At 38.9% G+C, this 20,683-nt stretch carries 15 protein-coding genes; 6 read left to right on the plus strand and 9 right to left on the minus strand.

Annotation, left to right across the window (positions count from 1 at the left end):
- Window positions 1-276: 276 nt before the first annotated feature.
- Window positions 277-816, minus strand: coding sequence for a DUF2911 domain-containing protein (locus HCG49_RS12240; RefSeq protein WP_168469826.1), 540 nt, complete (start codon window positions 814-816; stop codon window positions 277-279).
- Between the two features lie 243 nt (window positions 817-1,059).
- Between HCG49_RS12240 and asnB the strand changes: the two genes are divergently transcribed.
- From asnB to HCG49_RS12255, 3 genes are all read left to right on the plus strand, one after another.
- Window positions 1,060-2,730 carry an asparagine synthase B gene (asnB, locus tag HCG49_RS12245; protein ID WP_168469827.1) on the plus strand — a complete coding sequence of 557 codons (1,671 nt, stop codon included), beginning with the start codon at window positions 1,060-1,062 and terminating at the stop codon, window positions 2,728-2,730.
- Between the two features lie 810 nt (window positions 2,731-3,540).
- Window positions 3,541-5,487 carry a DNA topoisomerase (ATP-hydrolyzing) subunit B gene (gene gyrB / locus HCG49_RS12250; RefSeq protein ID WP_168469828.1) on the plus strand — a complete coding sequence of 649 codons (1,947 nt, stop codon included), beginning with the start codon at window positions 3,541-3,543 and terminating at the stop codon, window positions 5,485-5,487.
- A gap of 173 nt (window positions 5,488-5,660) precedes the next feature.
- A complete protein-coding gene (locus HCG49_RS12255; protein WP_168469829.1) occupies window positions 5,661-6,674 on the plus strand; it encodes a DUF6588 family protein in 1,014 nt (337 codons plus the stop codon).
- A gap of 314 nt (window positions 6,675-6,988) precedes the next feature.
- Here the strand turns inward: HCG49_RS12255 and HCG49_RS12260 are convergent, their stop codons facing one another.
- Entirely contained in the window at window positions 6,989-7,135 is a 147-nt protein-coding gene (locus HCG49_RS12260) for a hypothetical protein (protein ID WP_168469830.1), read from the minus strand.
- A gap of 248 nt (window positions 7,136-7,383) precedes the next feature.
- On the opposite strand from HCG49_RS12260, the gene mdh reads away from it, so the two are divergent.
- Together mdh and secDF are read left to right on the plus strand one after the other, a co-directional pair.
- A complete protein-coding gene (gene mdh / locus HCG49_RS12265; RefSeq protein ID WP_168469831.1) occupies window positions 7,384-8,310 on the plus strand; it encodes a malate dehydrogenase in 927 nt (308 codons plus the stop codon).
- A gap of 164 nt (window positions 8,311-8,474) precedes the next feature.
- Window positions 8,475-11,444 carry a protein translocase subunit SecDF gene (gene secDF / locus HCG49_RS12270; RefSeq protein WP_168469832.1) on the plus strand — a complete coding sequence of 990 codons (2,970 nt, stop codon included), beginning with the start codon at window positions 8,475-8,477 and terminating at the stop codon, window positions 11,442-11,444.
- A gap of 59 nt (window positions 11,445-11,503) precedes the next feature.
- On the opposite strand, the gene HCG49_RS12275 is transcribed toward secDF, so the two are convergent.
- The 6 genes from HCG49_RS12275 to folE form a co-directional block, all read right to left on the minus strand.
- Window positions 11,504-12,745 (minus strand): ATP-binding cassette domain-containing protein, encoded by a 1,242-nt coding sequence (locus tag HCG49_RS12275; protein WP_168469833.1) that lies wholly within the window; start codon window positions 12,743-12,745, stop codon window positions 11,504-11,506.
- 173 nt (window positions 12,746-12,918) lie between these two features.
- The gene (locus HCG49_RS12280; protein WP_168469834.1) at window positions 12,919-13,428 is read right to left on the minus strand and encodes a DUF192 domain-containing protein; all 510 of its coding nucleotides are present in this window, start codon (window positions 13,426-13,428) and stop codon (window positions 12,919-12,921) included.
- Window positions 13,429-13,536: 108 nt separating this feature from the next.
- The gene (gene lgt, locus HCG49_RS12285) at window positions 13,537-14,502 is read right to left on the minus strand and encodes a prolipoprotein diacylglyceryl transferase (RefSeq protein WP_168469835.1); all 966 of its coding nucleotides are present in this window, start codon (window positions 14,500-14,502) and stop codon (window positions 13,537-13,539) included.
- A gap of 121 nt (window positions 14,503-14,623) precedes the next feature.
- A complete protein-coding gene (gene yidD / locus HCG49_RS12290; protein ID WP_168469836.1) occupies window positions 14,624-14,845 on the minus strand; it encodes a membrane protein insertion efficiency factor YidD in 222 nt (73 codons plus the stop codon).
- A gap of 96 nt (window positions 14,846-14,941) precedes the next feature.
- Complete coding sequence (cysS, locus tag HCG49_RS12295) at window positions 14,942-16,423, minus strand: cysteine--tRNA ligase (RefSeq protein WP_168469837.1); 1,482 nt, start codon at window positions 16,421-16,423, stop codon at window positions 14,942-14,944.
- A gap of 15 nt (window positions 16,424-16,438) precedes the next feature.
- Window positions 16,439-17,119, minus strand: coding sequence for a GTP cyclohydrolase I FolE (folE, locus tag HCG49_RS12300; protein ID WP_168469838.1), 681 nt, complete (start codon window positions 17,117-17,119; stop codon window positions 16,439-16,441).
- A gap of 137 nt (window positions 17,120-17,256) precedes the next feature.
- Between folE and HCG49_RS12305 the strand changes: the two genes are divergently transcribed.
- On the plus strand, window positions 17,257-19,065 hold the full coding sequence (locus tag HCG49_RS12305; RefSeq protein ID WP_168469839.1) for a T9SS type B sorting domain-containing protein: 1,809 nt from the start codon (window positions 17,257-17,259) through the stop codon (window positions 19,063-19,065).
- Between the two features lie 104 nt (window positions 19,066-19,169).
- On the opposite strand, the gene HCG49_RS12310 is transcribed toward HCG49_RS12305, so the two are convergent.
- Entirely contained in the window at window positions 19,170-20,675 is a 1,506-nt protein-coding gene (locus HCG49_RS12310; protein WP_168469840.1) for an OmpP1/FadL family transporter, read from the minus strand.
- Window positions 20,676-20,683: the final 8 nt, after the last annotated feature.

Here is a 20,683-nt window from a genome sequence, read left to right on the forward strand (position 1 = left end):
TGATTCGTTCCTTTAGCATGCTACAAAAATACATTCATTATTGGTCCCTAATATAATTATAAGACTAGAATTTCTTACAGAATTGGTTTTAAAAGAAAATTCTTTGCTATTTAAGAGTTTACATAGGTGCCGACCGGGATGTAATGGTTTCGGCGGAAGAGAAAAATGGCTGTTGACGGCTCGGAGAAGTTGGGAAATAGGGCCGCGGAAAATGGCAAAGGGATATAAAAAAAGCCGAAATCTATGATTTCGGCTTTTATAAAATTCTGGGAATGTTTAAAAGGAAATTGGTAAGGACACTCTAGTGTTGCCCCAACCTATCACCATATGTGCTCCTTTTTCAACTTCCTTATAAGCTATAGAAAAAGCATCTAAAGATTCCGGTGCCTGGCTTACCTTGGCAGGTACTCTCAATACATCGGCAGTATCATCATAGGAGTAAGCTCCCCATTGGTTTAAGTTTTTATTGAAAATAATAGTCCATTCTTTTTCGCCTGGGATACTAAAAAGAGCATAAGAACCTGCTGGGATTACTTTTCCTCCGATGGTTGCATCTTTGTAGAATACAATTTCTGGGGCTTCGTTGGCTCCTGTTCTCCAAACCTTACCGGCAGGGGCAAGCTCAGAAATAGATCTTCCTTTTAATTGTGGCCTACTGTAGGTAACACGCATAGATTTTTGTGAAACCTTATAGTCAGAAGGGTAGGAAGCAATGTCGGCCGGACTCTTATCTAGACCGCTGAATTTTTGGGCGTGTACCGTGCTTGTGAATGCCAAAGCAATGATCATTAGAGTAGTGGTAAATAAATTTTTCATGTTTTGTGTGTTTTTCTAAATGTCAAATTTAGATAGTATTTCTAGATTTCCTTATATAAAGACACTATAATTTATTGCTACTTACATAATGACAGATTTGAAGCAGGATATTTAGTGTAAAAGTGTTAGTATATAACAATATGTTTATATTGGGTTTTAAACTGTAATCTATAAAGCTATATGTGTTTTATAATTGAAACATTAATCGCATCTTTGCCTTGTAATTGATATAAAAACGATGGTATGTGTGGAATAGTTTGTGCCTTTGACGTTAAGGAAAGTACAGAGGTTTTAAGACCTCAATTATTAGAAATGTCCAAAAAAATTAGACATAGAGGTCCGGATTGGAGTGGTATTTTCGCGAATGAAAAGGCTATTATGGCCCATGAGCGTTTAGCGATTGTAGATCCTGCATCTGGAAAGCAACCTTTATTTAGTGAAGATAAAAAATTGGTCTTGGCCGCGAACGGTGAGATTTACAACCATAGAGAACTTAGAAAACAGTTCGAAGGAAAATATAATTTCCAAACAGAGTCTGATTGTGAGGTGATTTTAGCGCTTTATAAAGAAAAAGGGGCTGACTTTTTAGATGACATGAACGGTATTTTCGGATTTGCTATCTATGATACCGAAAAAGACGCGTATTTTATTGCTAGGGACCATATGGGGATTATTCCTTTATATATAGGTTGGGACATCAATGGTACCTTTTATGTAGCCTCTGAGCTAAAGGCCTTGGAAGGAACGTGTACAAAAATTCAGTTGTTTCCTCCGGGACATTATATGGAAAGCAAAGATGGCGAATTCAAGAAATGGTATTCCCGCGATTGGATGGAGTACGATGCTGTAAAGGAAAACGAAACTAGTATCCAGGAAATAAAAGAAGCGTTGGAGGCAGCGGTACACCGTCAGCTAATGTCCGATGTTCCTTATGGGGTATTGCTTTCGGGAGGATTGGATTCTTCGGTAACTTCGGCAATTGCTAAAAAATATGCCCAAAAAAGAATAGAATCAGACGATACTACCGATGCATGGTGGCCACAATTGCACTCTTTCTCTGTAGGGTTGGAAGGGTCTCCAGATCTTGCCGCAGCTCAGAAAGTAGCAGATCATATCGGTACCATTCACCACGAAATAAAATTTACCATCCAAGAAGGATTGGATGCTATCAAAGATGTAATATACAACTTGGAAACCTATGATATTACTACCGTAAGGGCTTCTACGCCTATGTATCTTATGGCAAGGGTAATTAAGTCTATGGGTATTAAAATGGTGTTGTCCGGCGAAGGTGCAGATGAGTTGTTTGGAGGGTATTTATACTTCCATAAAGCGCCGAACGCTCAGGAATTCCACGAGGAAACCGTACGTAAACTTAGTAAGCTCCATATGTACGACTGTTTAAGAGCCAACAAATCTTTGGCAGCTTGGGGTATTGAAGGTAGAGTGCCGTTTTTGGATAAGGAGTTTATGGACGTGGCCATGCGTATTAACCCTCAGGATAAAATGATCAACGGGGAGCGAATGGAGAAATGGGTGGTACGTAAAGCCTTCGAAGATATGTTGCCAGAGAGTGTTGCCTGGAGACAAAAAGAGCAATTTTCTGACGGTGTTGGGTATAGCTGGATCGATACCTTAAAAGAAGTGGTCGATAAAGAGGTGACTAGCGAGCAATTGGCAAATGCCAAATATAGATTTCCGTTGCAAACCCCAACTTCTAAAGAAGAGTTTTATTACCGTTCAATTTTTGAAGAACATTTCCCTTCAGATGCCGCTGCCTTGTGCGTGCCTCAAGAGCCTTCTGTGGCCTGTAGTACCCAGATTGCCTTGGAATGGGATGAGGCTTTCAAAAACATGAACGATCCATCTGGTAGGGCCGTGTCTAAAGTGCACTCGGATGCATACGTAAAATAATTCCGATAGCATTCGGAAACAAAAAATGCTGTTTATTCAGTTTTTAGTTAAATTAGTCTTAAAGAAGCACCCACGGGTATCGAAGCAATTTCGGTACTGGGGTGCTTCTTTTGGTTTGTAAACAAGGAGGTTTCGGGTCATAAAATAGAATTGAATTTGCTGTAGGTGCAATGTAGGGAAGGGCCGTGGTGGCGTTTAGGTTTTTAAAACCCCTAGGATATTAATTTGGGCGTTCCCGCCTAGGGCGGTCGGGCTCTTGGCTATATCCCTTGCGTTGCTGCGGGGATGCCGCCGCCATCCCTAACGCAAAAAATAAGCCTATTGCTGCTCTAGGCAGGTTTGGTAAAGAAACTATAAGAATAATGGGTCTACGGTAGAAGAGCATAAGGACTGTCTTGGGAAAGCGAGGTAATGCTTCTTATTAGCAGATCCTATGAAGGATAATCCTGTTGGTGGCATAGGTATGTCGATTTTTATTCTTTCTTGCTATACGCGTTTATTTTGATGTTTTAGGAAGGGGCCTAATATGGTCAATAGCCATTATCGGGTGGTCCTTTTATCAATAAAATGTTTTCTAGAAGTAAGGATTGGTAGTTATTATTTGCTCTAAACAATGGTTAAACTTTAGAAATTTAACCTAGTGGAAATAAGGCGATTCTAAGATAATAGGGTCTTTTTAGGGGAGTTTCCGTATTTTTTAAATAAGTTGTTGATAACTTCATAACTTTAGTGTACATCAATCCCTTATTTTATAGGGTATTGCTTATATTTGTAGGATTGCTAAAATTATAATGAAACAAGTATAAGTTTATGAGCGAAGAAGCAAAAAAATATAATTATTCTGCCGATAGTATTCAGGCACTAGAGGGAATGGAGCATGTGCGCATGCGTCCATCCATGTATATTGGGGATGTTGGAGTACGTGGATTGCATCATTTAGTTTATGAGGTGGTCGATAACTCTATCGATGAGGCAATGGGTGGTCATTGTGATGCTATTGAAGTAACAATCAATGAAGATAATTCTGTTACCACGAAAGATAACGGTAGGGGAATACCGGTAGATATCCATAAGAAAGAAGGTGTTTCTGCCTTGCAGGTAGTAATGACCAAGATTGGTGCTGGAGGAAAGTTCGATAAAGATTCTTATAAAGTTTCCGGAGGATTGCACGGTGTTGGTGTTTCTTGTGTAAATGCTTTGTCTTCGCATCTTAGAGCTACCGTTCATAAAGATGGTAAAATATGGGAACAAGAATATAGCAAGGGTAAGGCGCTATATCCTGTAAAACAAATAGGAGAAACAGATTATAGAGGAACGATCGTTACCTTTACTCCAGACGACACTATTTTTACCCAAACAGTAGAGTATAGTTACGAAACTTTGTCCAATAGAATGCGCGAACTTGCCTTTTTAAATAAAGGGCTAGAGATCGTACTTACCGACAGAAGACAAAAGGACGAGAATAGTGAAAGTGGTTTCGTAAGTGAAAGGTTCTTTTCTGAAGAAGGATTAAAGGAATTTATAAAATTCTTGGACGGAAACAGAGAGCCGCTTATACGCAGCGTAATTGCCATGGAAGGGGAGAAGAACGATATCCCTGTAGAAGTAGCCATGGTCTACAATACTTCGTATACCGAAAACTTACACTCCTACGTAAATAATATCAACACCCATGAAGGGGGTACGCATTTATCCGGATTCAGAAGGGGGTTAACCACTACTTTAAAGAAGTATGCCGATGCCTCTGGAATGTTGGACAAATTAAAGTTCGAAGTTCAAGGAGATGACTTTAGAGAAGGTTTAACTGCTATTATATCCGTAAAAGTAGGAGAGCCTCAATTTGAAGGACAAACAAAAACCAAATTAGGAAACAGGGAAGTTTCTGCCGCAGTAAGTCAGGCCGTTTCAGAAATGTTGACGAATTATTTGGAAGAGAATCCAGATGATGCCAAAATCATTGTACAAAAAGTGATTTTAGCAGCGCAGGCCCGTCACGCCGCTACAAAGGCCCGTGAAATGGTACAGCGTAAAACCGTGATGAGCTTGGGCGGATTGCCAGGAAAACTTTCCGATTGCTCAGAACAAGATCCTGCACTTTGTGAAGTGTTCCTTGTCGAGGGTGATTCGGCGGGTGGTACCGCAAAGCAAGGTAGAGATAGAGCCTTTCAGGCAATTCTACCCCTGCGAGGTAAGATCCTGAACGTGGAAAAAGCCATGCAACACAAGGTTTTTGAAAATGAGGAGATTAAAAATATATATACCGCACTAGGGGTAACCATTGGGACGGAAGAAGATAGCAAAGCGCTGAACTTAGATAAGTTGAGGTATCACAAGGTAGTTATTATGTGTGATGCCGATGTTGACGGTAGTCACATCGAAACCTTAATATTGACATTCTTCTTCAGATATATGCGAGAACTTATTGAAGGAGGTCACGTGTATATTGCTACACCGCCACTTTACTTGGTGAAAAAAGGAACTAAAAAAAGATATGCCTGGTCCGATAAGGAACGCGATGAAATTGCGGCTACTTTTAACGGTAGTGTTTCTATTCAACGTTATAAGGGTCTTGGAGAAATGAACGCCGAGCAGTTGTGGGATACAACAATGAACCCTGATTTTAGAACCTTAAGGCAAATTACCATAGATAATGCCACAGAAACCGATAGGGTATTTTCTATGTTAATGGGAGATGAAGTACCACCTCGTAGAGAATTTATTGAGAAAAATGCAGTCTATGCAAATATTGATGCATAGGAAATAATAGTAAAAACAACAAAAAACCCGTACCCTTGGTGCGGGTTTTTTGTTTTTAGATCATATAGGGATTCCTTATCTTGTTGCGTCACATTTGTATCCTTTGCTAGTGCAAGGCTAAGTAAATAAATGGAGAAGAAAAAAGATAACTACTAAATATAAATAACCATTCTATGAAAAATGTAATTGCTTTTGTTTTTTTAGTTTGTGGACCTGTGCTGTATTCCCAGTCCAATATTAACGAGGTGTTTGCTGCCGGGATTGAGGATACGGAGAAATTTTCAAACAGTTATTTTTCGCCAGTTTCGGAAGCGGCTATCTATGGGCTCTCTAATGGGTGGTATAATTCTGCTCAGACGAAACCTTTAGGCGGATTCGAAATTTCTTTGATAGGAAACATGACCTCTTTTAAGAATAAGAGAGATAAAATGGAATTCAATCTAGATACGGCCGACTATAAAAACCTGAAATTTCAAGATGGAAGTGCCTCTAAATTCGTGTCTACCGCGCTGGGAGATATAGAGGGAATCGGAGTCTATGTGGAGGGCGAAGTGGTGCCTGGAGTTAATACTAAGGAAGAATTTGAGTTGCCTACCGGAATCGCTTCCGAAGGGATAAACTTTATCCCAACGGCCTTTTTGCAGCTAAGTTTTGGACTTGTTAAAGGAATGGAGATAAAGGCCAGGTTTTTACCGAAAATAGACACCGAAGAAGTGGCTTTAGGCTTGTATGGCGCTGGATTGCAGTACGATTTTACGTCCCTTTTACCGGCAGAGGATGTTTTGCCAGTGGCTATTTCCGGAGTTGTCGGGTTTACGCATTTAGATGCAACCTATGATTTTACCAATTCTATTATTGTAGATGGTGAAAACCAAAGGGTAGAAATAGATATGAACGTATGGTCTTTTCAGGCGGTGGCCTCCACTAGGTTGAAAATAATTAACTTTTATGGTGGGCTAGGGTATATTTCCGGTAAGTCTAATACCGATGTGTTGGGAACCTATACCGTGAAAAGCGGGCCTTTTCAACAAACCTATGTCGATCCGTTTTCTATGAAAAAGGACGCCAAAGGGATGAATGCTACCATTGGGGCTAAATTGAAACTAGGCTTTTTTAGGCTAAATGTCGATTATGCCATTGCAGACTTTAACAACCTTACCGTTGGTGTTAATTTTGGATTTAGATAAATCTCACCTTATAATAGCATCATAAGAAAGTTGCTGTTCTAAAGAAGTACTTAAATATTCCGCCTTGGATTCAACGACTTAAAGCCTTTTCGTTCCTGAAAAGCTTTGGTTTTTCAATTCAAGACGGATTTTTTAGTTATAAGAATCTTAATGAAATTGGTGCCTTTATTGATTTTAAAGGCAATGTGCCAATTCTGAAACGAATAAAGATGTAAAGGGTGGGGGTTTGGAGGTGTTTTTTTTGAAATACAGGAAGTAGATAGCCTGTGTAGTACTGTTTTATTAAGGTTATAGGACTGATAATCTTAAATTTTCTACGGGTCGTATTTTAAGATCGCAGTGGCGGAATTTGAGCTTTTAAAATGTGCTTCACTAACGGTCTCATGGCTTTCTGTTGTTCTGGTGTATTTACTCCCTAATAGAATAACCATAATGACTAAGAAACAATATAATCTTTTCATATTGAAGTTGTTTTATGAATGGATCTTATATGTTTAACGTTTTAGGACCAAGGATTATTATAATAAACCGGTCAAAAGGGGCCTATAATTATGGCTTAGTCGGAAAAATGTAAGGAATACCATTATAAAGAAGGATTTTAGACCCTTTATTTATGGTTTTTTTGTTTTTACTTTATTTAAAGTCGATATTGTTCTATCAAAAATCTGTATTTTTGGGAGATTAAAAATAATTTTAAACTAACATTATAATGAAAGTTACCGTAGTTGGAGCAGGTGCTGTAGGTGCAAGTTGCGCAGAATACATCGCTATAAAGAATTTTGCATCGGAAGTAGTAATATTAGATATTAAGGAAGGTTTTGCTGAAGGGAAGGCCATGGACTTAATGCAAACGGCTTCCTTGAATGGTTTTGATACCAAAATCACAGGAATTACTAATGACTATAGCAAAACAGCAGGAAGCGATATTGCGGTTATCACCTCTGGTATTCCACGTAAGCCAGGTATGACCCGTGAAGAATTGATTGGGATAAATGCTGGGATCGTAAAAACAGTTTCTGCTAATTTATTAGAGCATTCACCAAATGTGACCCTGATAGTTGTAAGTAACCCTATGGATACTATGACCTATTTGGTACACAAAACTACAGGTTTGCCTAAAAATAGAATTATAGGAATGGGTGGAGCTTTGGATAGTGCCCGTTTTAAATATAGGCTGGCAGAGGCTTTAGAGGCCCCTATTTCTGATGTCGACGGTATGGTTATCGGAGGTCACAGCGATACAGGGATGGTTCCTTTAACGGCCCATGCTACTAGAAATAGTATTAAGGTATCCGAATTCTTGTCAGAAGAAAGATTGTCTCAAGTAGCAGAAGATACTAAAGTAGGAGGTGCTACCCTAACTAAGTTATTGGGTACTAGTGCATGGTATGCCCCAGGTGCAGCCGTGTCTTCACTAGTACATGCTATTGCTTGCGATCAGCAAAAAATGTTCCCTTGCTCTGTATTGTTGGAAGGAGAATACGGTTTAAATGATATTTGTATTGGTGTTCCTGTAATTTTAGGGAAAAATGGCATCGAGAAAATTGTCAATATCGAATTGACCGAAGATGAGAAAAACAAAATGCAACAAAGTGCAGAAGGAGTAAGAAAAACGAATGCTCTTTTGGAATTATAAGCTTTAATGAGATTGAAATTTAAGGCATCCGTCACCATAGCCACTGATGAAAATCAGCTTGGGACGGGTGCCTTGGTTTTGAAAAAAATATAATTGTTAGTTCCTTAGGGAAATAATATATTTGCACGCTATTCACGAAAACCATTTATAAATTAATATAACCAATGCAGAATAAAGGACTTATAAAGCTTTTTGCTTTCTTGTTTGGGCTAGTTAGTATTTATCAGCTATCCTACACTTTTATTACGAATAAGGTTGAAAAGGAAGCTACTGTCTTTGCTACCAACAATATTCCAGAATCAGAAGAAAATTATATCGAAAAAAGAGAGGAATTGGAAGCCAGGTATTTGGATTCCATAGGAAATAACTCTATTCTAGGATATACCACTTATCACGAAGCTAAAAAGAAGGAACTTAACAAAGGACTGGATTTAAAAGGTGGAATCAACGTAACCCTACAGATATCTGTAAAGGATATTTTAAAAGGTTTGGCTGGGAATACCAAAAATGCCGTCTTCAATAAGGCCTTGGCTGATGCAGATGTAGCTTCAAAAAGTAGTGATGCTACTTATATTGATTTGTTTTTTGAAGCCTTTGATAAAATTAAAGGGGACACTAAATTAGCTTCTCCAGACATTTTCGCCAATAAAGGCCTAAGTGATGTAATTAACTTCCAAATGACCGATGAGCAGGTGAAGCCTATCTTGAAAACCAAGATAGACCAATCTATTGTCTCTGCTTTCGAAGTATTGCGCGAGCGTATCGATGGTTTTGGAGTTACACAGCCTAACATCCAAAGAGAAGGAAATTCTGGTCGTATCTTAGTAGAATTGCCAGGGGCAAGAGATATCGCTAGAGCACAGGATTTGTTATCGAGTACTGCACAATTGGAGTTTTGGGAAACTTATAAACAAAGCAACCCAAGCTTAGGTGCTTTTTTACAAGCTGCTAACGAAAAATTAAAAACAATCGTTACAGTAGAGAAACCAGAGGTTAACGCTAAGCCAGAATCTGAATTAGATTCTTTATTGTCCGATGTGTCTCAGGATTCACTAGATTTCTCACAAGAGGCGAACCCTTTGTTTAGCTTGTTGCTACCTACAAATCCTAACGGAAATGCATTGGTAAGTGCTGCTATTAAAGATACTGCCAAAATTGGTGAGTACCTAAGAATGAAAGAAATTCGTCGTTTGATCCCTGCAGATATCCAATTTGTGAAATTCGTTTGGGAACGTCCAAGTGAAGGGGCAGAGATCGTAGACCTATATGCATTAAAATCTAATAGAGACAATACTCCTAGAATTAGTGGTGATGTTGTTTCGGATGCTACCGATACTTTTGACCAGTTTAATAAGCCTGCGGTTTCTATGACCATGAATACAAAAGGGGCTAAAGAATGGGAAAAATTAACAGGTGATGCTTTTAATAACCAAACGGGTATTGCTATTGTTTTAGATAATAAGGTATATACCGCACCGGGAGTTTCTTCAGGTCCAATTTCAGGAGGACGTTCTGAGATTACTGGAAACTTTACTATTAACGAAACTAAAGATATCTCCAATGTTTTAAGAGCTGGTAAATTACCTGCCTCTGCAGATATTATTCAATCAGAAATTGTTGGACCGTCATTAGGACAAGAAGCTATCGATAGTGGTTTTACTTCCTTTATGATTGCCATGATGATTGTTTTGGTATGGATGGTGTTTTATTACGGGAAAGCTGGTATAGCTGCTGATGTTGCGCTATTGTTGAATATCCTATTAATATTTGGGGTGTTGGTGAGCTTAAATGCTGTGTTGACATTGCCGGGAATTGCAGGTATTGTTTTAACTATTGGTATGTCGGTAGATGCTAACGTACTTATCTTTGAACGTATTAAAGAAGAATTGGCGAAAGGAAAAGGACAAAGCCAGGCGATTGCTGACGGTTTTGGAAACGCTCTTTCTTCAATTATGGATGCTAACATCACAACAGGTCTTACGGCATTAATATTATTCGTATTTGGATCTGGACCAATAAAAGGATTTGCTACTACCTTACTTATAGGTATTGTAACTTCGTTGTTCACGGCTATTTTCATTACTAGACTGATCGTAGATTGGTATGTTTCTGGTAAGGGGAAAAGTTTGGACTTCTCTACAAACATCACTAAAAGTTTGTTTAAGAACATTAATATTAACTTCCTAGGAAAAAGAAAGATCGCTTATATCGTTTCTTCTATTTTTGTGACTATCGGATTGTTCTCCTTGTTTTTTGGACCAGGTTTACAGCAAGGGGTCGATTTTGTAGGGGGACGTTCTTACACGGTCCGATTCGAGAAGGTAGTGAGTCCTTCTGAAATTGCTTCGGAATTAAATACTGTATTTGGTAGTGGAACCAATGTGAAAACATTTGGTGATGCAAATCAAATTAAAATTACAACACCTTATAAGGTAGATGTAGAAGGTATTGAAGTAGATAATGAAATTCAAGAGAAGTTATACACTTCCCTGCAAAAGTATTTGCCAGACGGTACTAGCTTCGACGAATTTACAGTAGGAAGCACTGGGAAATCTGTAGGTATCATGCAATCTATAAAAGTAGGTCCAACCATCGCAGATGATATTAAAAAGAATGCCTTCTTAGCGATTTTCGGTTCCCTAGCGGTAGTATTCCTATATATCCTTCTTAGGTTCCGTAAATGGCAGTTCTCATTAGGAGCTGTGGTAGCTGTATTCCACGATATTTTAATCGTATTGGGAGTATTCTCTGTGCTAGGTAAAATAATGCCTTTTAACATGGAGATTGATCAGGCCTTTATTGCAGCAATATTAACGGTGATCGGTTATTCCTTGAACGATACAGTGGTAGTGTTTGACCGTATTAGGGAAATCATTGCAGAAAAAGGTTGGAGTGCTGGTCAAAATACCAACTTGGCAATAAACAGTACCTTGAGTAGAACCTTGAATACCTCTATGACTACCTTGGTAGTATTATTGGCTATTTTCATCTTCGGAGGGGAATCGCTAAGAGGATTTATGTTCGCTATGATTATAGGGGTAATTGTAGGTACTTATTCTTCTATTTTCATCGCAACTCCAGTGATGTTCGATACCTTGAAAAAGAAGGTTCAAGAAGGAGAAACAGTAGAATAAATAAGATTACATTATAATGTTATATGAAAAGAGCCGCTGATTAGCGGCTCTTTTTTTTGTTATAGTATTTCTCCTATTGACCCCTGAGGGGTCATGCTGAGCTGATAGAAGTGATGCGGTAATAGACCGGGTTCTTTTCGGTGCGATACAAAGATGATGGCGGTTTGGCTCTCTTCGGCAATTTTATTGACCAGGGATACAAATAAGGCAGCGCTGCGATCGTCCAATCCGGCTGTGGGTTCGTCTAATATCAGTAGAGGAGGGTGTTTAATCATGGCTCTTGCTGCCATAATCAGACGTTGTTGTCCTAGGGTGAGTTCGTAGAAATTAACGTTCCTTAGCTCCCACATTCCCAATAGTTGCAACCATTGTTTAGCCAAGTTTAACTGATTCTCCGTAGGATACAAGTAAAGCCCTATAGAGTCGTTTAAACCAGAGATGAGCATATTCCGTGCAGAATGTAAGCCCGAAAACTTATCGGTCATTGCAGGGGTATAATACCCTATGTTTTCCTTTATTTCCCAAACGCTTTCTCCGCTGCCCTTTTTTCTGCCAAAGAGATAAAGCTCTTGTCCGTAACCCTTGTGGTTATCTCCTGTGATCATGGAAAGTAGCGTCGATTTTCCACTGCCGTTCCTTCCAATAAGTTGCCAAAATTCACCTTTCTTGATTGTCCAATTAATAGCGTGTAATATTGGTTTGCTGCTGTAGTCTACAGAAATATTTCTGCATTCTATTAAGGTTTCCGTCGGGAAATCTTTACAGTGTAAGGGAGCTGGAATCTTAGATGGAAAAAAGGAATCCGTCAAAACTTGCCCCTCGGCCGTATCCTTCTCGCTGTAAGGAATAATATTCCGCTCCCTTAGGCGTACCGTAGAAGTAGTAAAGGAAAATACATCACTTCTTCGGCTGACCAGTTGTATGGTAGAGATTTTATGCTGTAGCTGTGTTAGATTGTCTTTTAGGTCTTTTAGGGAATCAGTATCGAGATTGTCAAAGGGATTGTCTAGGATTAAGAAATCAGGTGTTTTAGTGATCAGGAATTGTAGTAGGGCCTTTTTCTGTTCGCCGCTAGACATGGTCCGTAGCGATTGTTGTCCTGTTTGATCTATAAGAATAGTGTCGTGCCTATCTTCCTCGTCCATATACCGATCTATGATGGCCTTAGAGAATAAAAGACCCTTTTGATTGGCAAGTGCTTCAAATCCTACCGGAAAATTAGCTGATAAAATACGATGTATAAAATGAGATTTTTTAGAACTGTTATCCGTGAAAACAGCCCAATGTTTTTTTGGCTCCATATGCAGTTGTTTCAATAAGTATTCAATACTGAAAGAAAGCTAATTTACTAATCTTAACCGAGGCTAAAAAAAGTATGGAGGCATAAGTTGGGTGCTGTGGAGCCTATGTTTTTCAACGCAAAAAAAGGCAATGTTCTAAGTTCTCAAGCTGCTAAATAAGAACCTCTTTTGTGCTAATTTCGTTCAAATTGCACAAGATCTCCAACCTCAAGATTATGAGAATCTACTAAGCCTGAATTAATTTCAAAAACATATTTTGCGGGAACGGTAGAAGTCAAACCGGTTTCATCAAATGGTTTGGCGTTTTTCTGGAAACTTACTATATGCATGTTCTCGTCTATGAAAATAATGTCCAATGGTATTTCGGTGTTTTTCATATAAAAGGAACGCACGGCAATATCCTCAAAAATAAACAACATACCTTGGGTATCTTCCATCGAACTGCGATACATAAGTCCAGTTTGTGTCTCGTATTCACTTTCGGAGATTTCTATATCGAACGTAATATAAGCAGTTTCAGTATCTTTTTTTAAAATACTCAGTTCTCCATCCTTGGTAAAAGTAATAGGCGCCCGCTCAACGACATTTTTGGGTTGCTCCTTACAGGAAAGAAGCGTAAAAAAGGCGAAAAAGATAACAGTAAAAAAACCTGTTTTTAATGGTGTTGATTTATGAGTAGTCATCAGTGACAATGTCGTTTACAAGCAATAGCTATTTAAATGGAAAGGCAGACAAACAAGCTATTCAAAAATAAACTGTTTGTACTGCCTTAAAGGTGTTTTATAGGAAATTTATATGGTATTTCCTGATCTTTTTCTAAACATAAAAAATAGGCCTATAAGAATAAAAGGAATGCTTAACCATTGCCCGGTTGCCAATAATCCCAAGGATTCTTCAAATCCGCCTTGGCTTTTCTTTACAAATTCTACAAAAAAGCGAACGGTCCAAAGCAATACTAGGAATAGTCCAAATAAATAGCCTGGCTTGTTTATTTTGTCGGTCTTCCAGTATAGGTAATATAAAAGGGCGAATATAAATATATAGCATATCCCTTCATATAGTTGTGCCGGATGTCTGTATGGGATGGCTTCTAGGTATTCAGAAAAACGAGGGTCTTTCTCAATTAGGTCGTACGCGGCGTTAACCGTGTTTTGTTTTGTAACTGCCAAGGCTTGTGCAGGGTGTAAATCATCGGAATCGCGAACAAATCGCGTTGCAAAAAGAAATGATTTATCTACTATTTTACCGTTGATTTCCGAATTAAAGAAGTTTCCTAAACGCACACAAAAGGCCCCTATGGAAACAGGAACAACAATTCGGTCCAAAATCCATAACATATTAAATTCAGGAAATTTTCTAGTGTACAGGTACATGCCTATGATAATACCTATCGCGGCACCATGGCTGGCCAATCCGGTAAAACCAGTGAATTCGTAGCCTGGAAAAAGGCCAAAGAGCCTGCTGTCTGCACTTTCTCTAATAGGAAGTAATATTTCTGCCAAATGGTTTTGATAATAGGGCCAATCGTAAAAAAAGACATGTCCCAAACGTGCACCCAACATGGTGGCTAAAACAGTATATATGAATAAAGAATCTAACTGCTCCAGAGATTTCTTTTCCTTCAGGAAAATTTTCTTCATAATGTACCAGCCAAGGGCAAAGGCAATGATCCAAAGAAGGTTGTAATATTTTATTTGTATAAACCCAATATTAAAAAGGGTATCGGCAGGGTTCCAGGTAAAGCCTAAAAAATACATTTGCAATTAATTTTAAGGGACTAAGATAAGTAATTAGTAACAAGAAATAAGGATTAGGAATTATGAATTAATGGATAATTCCTAAAGGGAATAAAGAAAATAGACTTTTGGACTTTTCTAGTTAGGGTACGGGATCATAACCGCTACCGCCCCATGGATGGCAACTAAAGATTCTTTTGATGGCTAACCAACCGCCTTTGAAAAGTCCGTGTTTTTTAAGTGCTTCCAAAGTGTAATGAGAGCATGTGGGCGAATAACGACAACTAGCGGGTGTTAGGGGCGAGATTAGGATTTGGTAGAGTTTTACCAAAAGTAAAAATGGGGCAATAAGTATTTTCTTCATCAATATTTAGGTTGTTTTTGTAGCCTGCTATTAATGTCGGTATCCCGTATTGTTATGAGCCATTGTTGCAATGGATATAAAAAAGTAGAACCTTGGTTAAGAAAGACTAAAAGTAGTACCGTCTTTGCCATCCTTTAATTGGATGCCCATAGTTTCTAACTGTTCCCGTATTTTATCAGAGGTGGCAAAATCCTTATTGGCCCGTGCATCGTTTCTTAATTGGATTAAAAGACCGATTACATCAGATAGTTTTCCGTTGTCCAAGGCCGTAGCAGTTTTGTTTTCTAATCCTAGGATATCAAAAATAAAATCGTTCATGGCGCCCTTTAATACTTCTAAATCCTTTTCGGTAATACTTTCCTTAGATTCTTTTATGAGGTTGATGTGCTTGACCGCTTCAAATAAATGGGCAATTAAAATAGGGGTGTTAAAATCGTCGTTCATGGCGTCATAACACTTCTGTTTCCATGCGGCAACATCAAAACTACTAACAGTAGCAGTAGGAAGTTTGGCTAAATTCTCCCAAGCTTCCATTAATTTATGGAATCCTTTTTCTGAAGCTAATAGCGCTTCATCGCTTAAATCCAAAATGCTATTGTAATGGGCCTGCATCATAAAGAACCGTACCGCGGAAGGAGAATAGGCTTTGCTGAGAATTTCATTCTCACCAGAAAAAATCTCATGTGGCAAAATATTGTTGCCCGTAGATTTAGCCATCTTCTTTCCGTTTAGGGTAAGCATGTTGGCGTGCAACCAGTAATTTACAGGCGCGTGCCCGTTGCAAGCCTCTGCCTGGGCGATTTCGCATTCGTGATGCGGGAATTTTAAGTCCATCCCACCTCCGTGAATATCAAAAGTCTCTCCCAAGTACTTGGTGCTCATTGCGGTACACTCTAGGTGCCATCCCGGAAAACCATCGCCCCAAGGAGAAGGCCAACGCATAATGTGTTGGGGTTCGGCTTTTTTCCATAAAGCGAAATCCTGAGGATTTCTTTTCTCGTCCTGAGCAGCTAATTCGCGGGTGTTAGAGATCATATCTTCTAATTTCCTGCCGCTTAGCTTTCCGTATTCGTTGGTTTTGTTGAACTTTTCAACGTCAAAATATACAGAACCATTGATTTCATACGCCAAACCTTTGTTAAGGATGGTTTTTATGATTTCGATTTGCTCAATAATATGACCAGTCGCCGTAGGCTCTATACTTGGAGGTAAAAAATTGAATTTTTCTAAAATAGTATGAAAATCCAAGGTGTAGCGCTGTACTACTTCCATGGGCTCCAATTGCTCCAAGCGGGCTTTTTTAGCAATTTTGTCCTCACCGGTTTCGGCATCGTTTTCCAAATGACCGGCATCGGTAATATTTCTTACATAGCGTACCTTATAGCCCAAATGCTTAAAATACCGGAAAATCATATCAAAGGACATAAAGGTACGACAGTTGCCAAGGTGTACATTGCTGTAAACCGTGGGTCCACAAACATACATGCCTATATGACCTTCGTTTAAAGGTTTAAAATCTTCTTTTTTTCCAGATAAGGAGTTATAAACTTTTAAATGTTGATTTTGGTACAAATGCATTTTAAGCTAAAAGAATTAAAATTTGGTGTCTATGTTTATGTAGTCTAAAAATTCGCGTCTTACCGCTTCATCTTTAAATTTTCCTCCGTATTCAGCCGTTACCGTGCTACTTTCGATATCTCTGATACCTCTAGAGTTCACACATAAATGCTTGGCGTCTATTACACAGGCAACATCTTCTGTTCCTAATACTTTTTGGAGCTCTCTTACAATCTGTATGTTAAGACGCTCCTGTACCTGTGGTCTCTTGGCGAAATAATCTACGATCCTGTTCATTTTCGATAAGCCTACAACAGTCCCTTTAGAGATATACGCTACGTGTGCCTTACCAACTATCGGTAACAGGTGATGTTCACAAGTAGAGTATAAGGTGATGTTTTTCTCAACCAACATTTCACCGTACTTATACTTATTACTAAAAGTAGATGATTTTGGTTTACGCTTTGGGTTTAATCCACCGAATATTTCGCTTACGAACATTTTGGCTACTCTATTTGGGGTGCCTTTTAAACTGTCGTCCTCTAGGTCGAGCCCTAGGGTAAGCATAATTTCGTTTACGTTCCCTTGTATTTTTGCAATTTTCTCTTCATCACTAAGCACAAATGCGTCCTCGCGTAAAGGAGTGTCTTCTGCTGCCGATACGTGATCGTCTCCTAATTCTTCAAATTGCTTTTCCAATGCGTTGTCGATTTTCATTAAAATATGGCTTTTTAAGGCTGCAAAGATATACATTATATGCCACTTTATAACACGATTACGTGCTTACACAACATAAATTAGTGTTAAGTACAACAGCTAGCTATTTTTATAAGACACAAAATTTACATGGGTTCATGAGGCAACTAGTTTATGTATTTATAGTGATGTGTGTTGTGAACACAGGCAATGCCTGGGCGCAAGTTTCTTCCGATTGCGCCAATGCTGTGCCAATCTGTAATAATACCCCCGTGAATGGGGGTACTGATGGTTATGGGGTAGACGATTTTAAAGAGGTGGAAACCTCTGGTTGTTTAGAAAAAACACTCTCTGGGGCTATTGAGTCTAATTCGGCCTGGTATAGGTTTAAAACTGGGGCTTCTGGTCAGTTAGGTTTTAATATTGGTATAGATCCTGAAGAAGATTGGGATTTTGCACTGTACAGGGCAAGTGATTGCGGTGCCCTAGGAGATCCTATTCGTTGTAATTTTTACGATAATAAAGAGCAAAACACCTATATAGGGGTAGGGGAAGATCCAAGCGCACATACAAATAATGTTCAGTATGAAGAATGGTTGCAAGTAGAGGCTGGGGAAGAGTATTACCTGATGGTTAATAATTTTAGTAATGTCAATTCTGGTTTTTCCATACAATTTTCTGGAAACTTATTTGTTACCAACCCTTATGATGCCTTAGATTGTTCTATTATCAATAATCTTTTAGGTCCGCCAATAGCAGCCTGTGATACCGAAATAGTAAACTTGGACGCAACCACGGACGATGCCCTGAAATATTCTTGGTATAAGGATACGGGGAGCGGATTTACAGTTGTTTTGGGTGAAGTTTCGGAAACGCTCCAAGTGAGCGATCCCGCTATGTATAGGGTTGTGGTAGAGACAAAAAATCAAAACGATATCATTAGCGATGTACAGGTGGCGTTTACGAAAACACCAAAAACTTTTGGGGTAAGTGACGAGTATTTTTGCTTTGGTGAGCTAGATACCTATAATTTATCGGATAAGGATGCCCAAGTATTGGGAGACCAATCTTCGGAAGAGGTTGTGGTGACATATCATAGTACTCCTTCAGACGCTTTTTATGGTACAAATCCATTGTCCAAGAATTATCCGCTGAGCGTTGGCGAACATCAAATTTTTATCAGGACTACCGCAATGGAAAATTCTAACTGTTTCGATGTGTCCGAAGAATTTTCCATAACAGTATATAAGCCATTGGTGAAAGATTTTCCTTTGATGGTCTATTTGTGTGAAGACAATACCAATGTGATTATTGGCGATTTGTCTCCGGATCCTAAGTATTACTATCAATGGGATTCTGGCGAAACATCTTCAAGTATCAGTGTGGCTCAAGGTGGTACGTATACGCTTTCTATCTATGATGGGGAAAGTGATGGTATTTGCGAAAATACCTTTGAAATACAGGTGATTGCTTCAAAAACACCTCGAATAAAAAACATAAAAATAAGCGACCTACAAGATAATAATAGCATAACTATAGTGCCTGTTGGGGAAGGGGAATTTGAATTTAAACTAAATAACGGGCCTTATCAGGCAGAGCAAGTATTTGATAATGTAGCCCCGGGCTTGCATAGGGTGACGGTAAACGATCCTAGAGGTTGTGGGTCGGTTACAGAAACTATTGTGGTTGTTGGGTATTCTAAGTTTTTTACACCCAATGGAGATGGCGTTAATGATTTATGGCATATCAGTGGGGTCTCTAGTTTAAAAGATCCTGTGGTATTTATATATGATAGGTATGGGAAGTTAATCAAACAATTGACGAAAAATAGTATAGGGTGGAATGGCACTTTAGATGGGTATGTGTTGCCAGCTACAGATTATTGGTTTAAGTTAAGTTATGTAGATACCAATGGGCAGCGCTTATATGCTAAATATATCAATAGTCATTTCTCCTTAAAACGATAGCCTCGGAATTAAAGGCTGTTTGTTTTGGGGGTATTTATTAAATAAAGGATATAAAAAAAGACGGGTATATGCCCGTCTTTTTTTAATATAAATAGTGTTTTTTTTTAGAAGTTCAAGATGTAGCTTAAACCAACGAAAGTATTTTTGGTGCTAATAGTAGCCGGTGTTGGTAAGCCAACATCGTATAGTTGTTTGTTTCTCTCTTGGGAGGCATAACTGTAAGCCAAGTCTAGTTTGCCGCCGCCAAAATCATATCCTATACCTAAGGAATATCCCTTTAGGTCGCCAATAGTAACGCCATTGGCGTACGGACTTTCTTCAAACCTATATCCTGCCCTTAGACTTAAGGCTTCAATTCGGTACTCTCCACCTAATCTAAAAGTAGAAACAACCCCCAGTTGGTTAGCTATAAAAGCATTTTCTGAAGCAAAGCTTGGATCCGAAGTAGGTCTTAATTCTGCTTTTGACATGTCTTGATATCCGTAATCAAAACTTAACAGCCCTTGTTTTCCAAAAATAACGGCCATGCTAGCGGTGAGTTTTTCGGGAGTTTTAATGGTGTATTTATCAAAAATATTAACCACATTTAAATTGATGAAGCCTATATCGTCATCGGCTAGGTCAGAATTTATTCGCTGAGATGTCTCATCGGATAAACGATACCAAGTTGGTGACTGATAGCTTCCACCGACCCTGATATAATGGTTTAGTTTTGCTATGGCACCCATGCTATAAGAAAAGCCCGTTCCCGTAGTCTTTAAATGATTGTCAAAACTAGTGTTCTTTATAGCTGAATCTAAATCGTATCCGCTTTCAGTGAATTTGGTCAGTTTGTCATAGAATACATTGTGGATATTTATGGCAGCCCCTATAGAAAGGTTTTCATTGTATTGTGAGGCCAAGTTTGCCGTAAATTTTCCGTTGTGACCAAGGGTGGTTTCTGAATAATTTTGGTTAACACTACGGTACTTGGCATTGGATACATAGCTTGTGTTATTGTCGTTTGTTTCGTCAATCGGGTCTATTATACCACCATAATACCCTAAAAAAGCTTGTTGATCTATAAAGCCTAACTGAGCCCCGATGTCCAAGTAGGCTTCTTCTATGAATTCATCATTTTGTATCAATAATGGTCCAAAAGGCACGCCGTTGGCGTTCGCTAAAAAATAGTTGTCAATACCCTGATTACTGGTTCCTGCAATAAAAACTTCTCCGTCAAAGTTATTGGCCAGATCATAATTAAAGGCCAAGGATACTTTTTTCCAATTAGGGTTTTTGGTGTTTTTAAATACGAGCACGCCGCCAACCTGATTGATTTCAAAGGCATGATTGGAAGCGAAAGTATTGCCGTTAAAATAGGAGGAATTATTTTTGGTGTTGGCGGTAGAGGCGGTTAGGGCAAACTGGCTATTGTTAAAAACAGCGCTACCGGCCGGATTGACGTTTAGGGATGATAAATCTCCCCCGAGGGCTCCAAAGGCACCACTTAATCCTTGAAAACGCGCTGTACCTTGTAAATTTTCGCCGCTATAACGAAGCACATCGTTAATGTTTTGTCCGCTTACGATAGCACAGGCCAACATTAGAAAGAAGGTGATATTTCTTTTCATCGGTTTAG

It is taken from the genome of Arenibacter sp. 6A1, assembly GCF_012272855.1.
In the GTDB taxonomy this organism is placed as follows: domain Bacteria; phylum Bacteroidota; class Bacteroidia; order Flavobacteriales; family Flavobacteriaceae; genus Arenibacter.

What these genes read in the sequence shown, in the direction of transcription:
- HCG49_RS12240 (WP_168469826.1), bottom strand. Translation starts at nt 816, where the DNA reads ATGAAAAATTTATTTACCACTACTCTAATGATCATTGCTTTGGCATTC.
- asnB (WP_168469827.1), top strand. Translation starts at nt 1,060, where the DNA reads ATGTGTGGAATAGTTTGTGCCTTTGACGTTAAGGAAAGTACAGAGGTT.
- gyrB (WP_168469828.1), top strand. Translation starts at nt 3,541, where the DNA reads ATGAGCGAAGAAGCAAAAAAATATAATTATTCTGCCGATAGTATTCAG.
- HCG49_RS12255 (WP_168469829.1), top strand. Translation starts at nt 5,661, where the DNA reads ATGAAAAATGTAATTGCTTTTGTTTTTTTAGTTTGTGGACCTGTGCTG.
- HCG49_RS12260 (WP_168469830.1), bottom strand. Translation starts at nt 7,135, where the DNA reads ATGAAAAGATTATATTGTTTCTTAGTCATTATGGTTATTCTATTAGGG.
- mdh (WP_168469831.1), top strand. Translation starts at nt 7,384, where the DNA reads ATGAAAGTTACCGTAGTTGGAGCAGGTGCTGTAGGTGCAAGTTGCGCA.
- secDF (WP_168469832.1), top strand. Translation starts at nt 8,475, where the DNA reads ATGCAGAATAAAGGACTTATAAAGCTTTTTGCTTTCTTGTTTGGGCTA.
- HCG49_RS12275 (WP_168469833.1), bottom strand. Translation starts at nt 12,745, where the DNA reads ATGGAGCCAAAAAAACATTGGGCTGTTTTCACGGATAACAGTTCTAAA.
- HCG49_RS12280 (WP_168469834.1), bottom strand. Translation starts at nt 13,428, where the DNA reads ATGACTACTCATAAATCAACACCATTAAAAACAGGTTTTTTTACTGTT.
- lgt (WP_168469835.1), bottom strand. Translation starts at nt 14,502, where the DNA reads ATGTATTTTTTAGGCTTTACCTGGAACCCTGCCGATACCCTTTTTAAT.
- yidD (WP_168469836.1), bottom strand. Translation starts at nt 14,845, where the DNA reads ATGAAGAAAATACTTATTGCCCCATTTTTACTTTTGGTAAAACTCTAC.
- cysS (WP_168469837.1), bottom strand. Translation starts at nt 16,423, where the DNA reads ATGCATTTGTACCAAAATCAACATTTAAAAGTTTATAACTCCTTATCT.
- folE (WP_168469838.1), bottom strand. Translation starts at nt 17,119, where the DNA reads ATGAAAATCGACAACGCATTGGAAAAGCAATTTGAAGAATTAGGAGAC.
- HCG49_RS12305 (WP_168469839.1), top strand. Translation starts at nt 17,257, where the DNA reads ATGAGGCAACTAGTTTATGTATTTATAGTGATGTGTGTTGTGAACACA.
- HCG49_RS12310 (WP_168469840.1), bottom strand. Translation starts at nt 20,675, where the DNA reads ATGAAAAGAAATATCACCTTCTTTCTAATGTTGGCCTGTGCTATCGTA.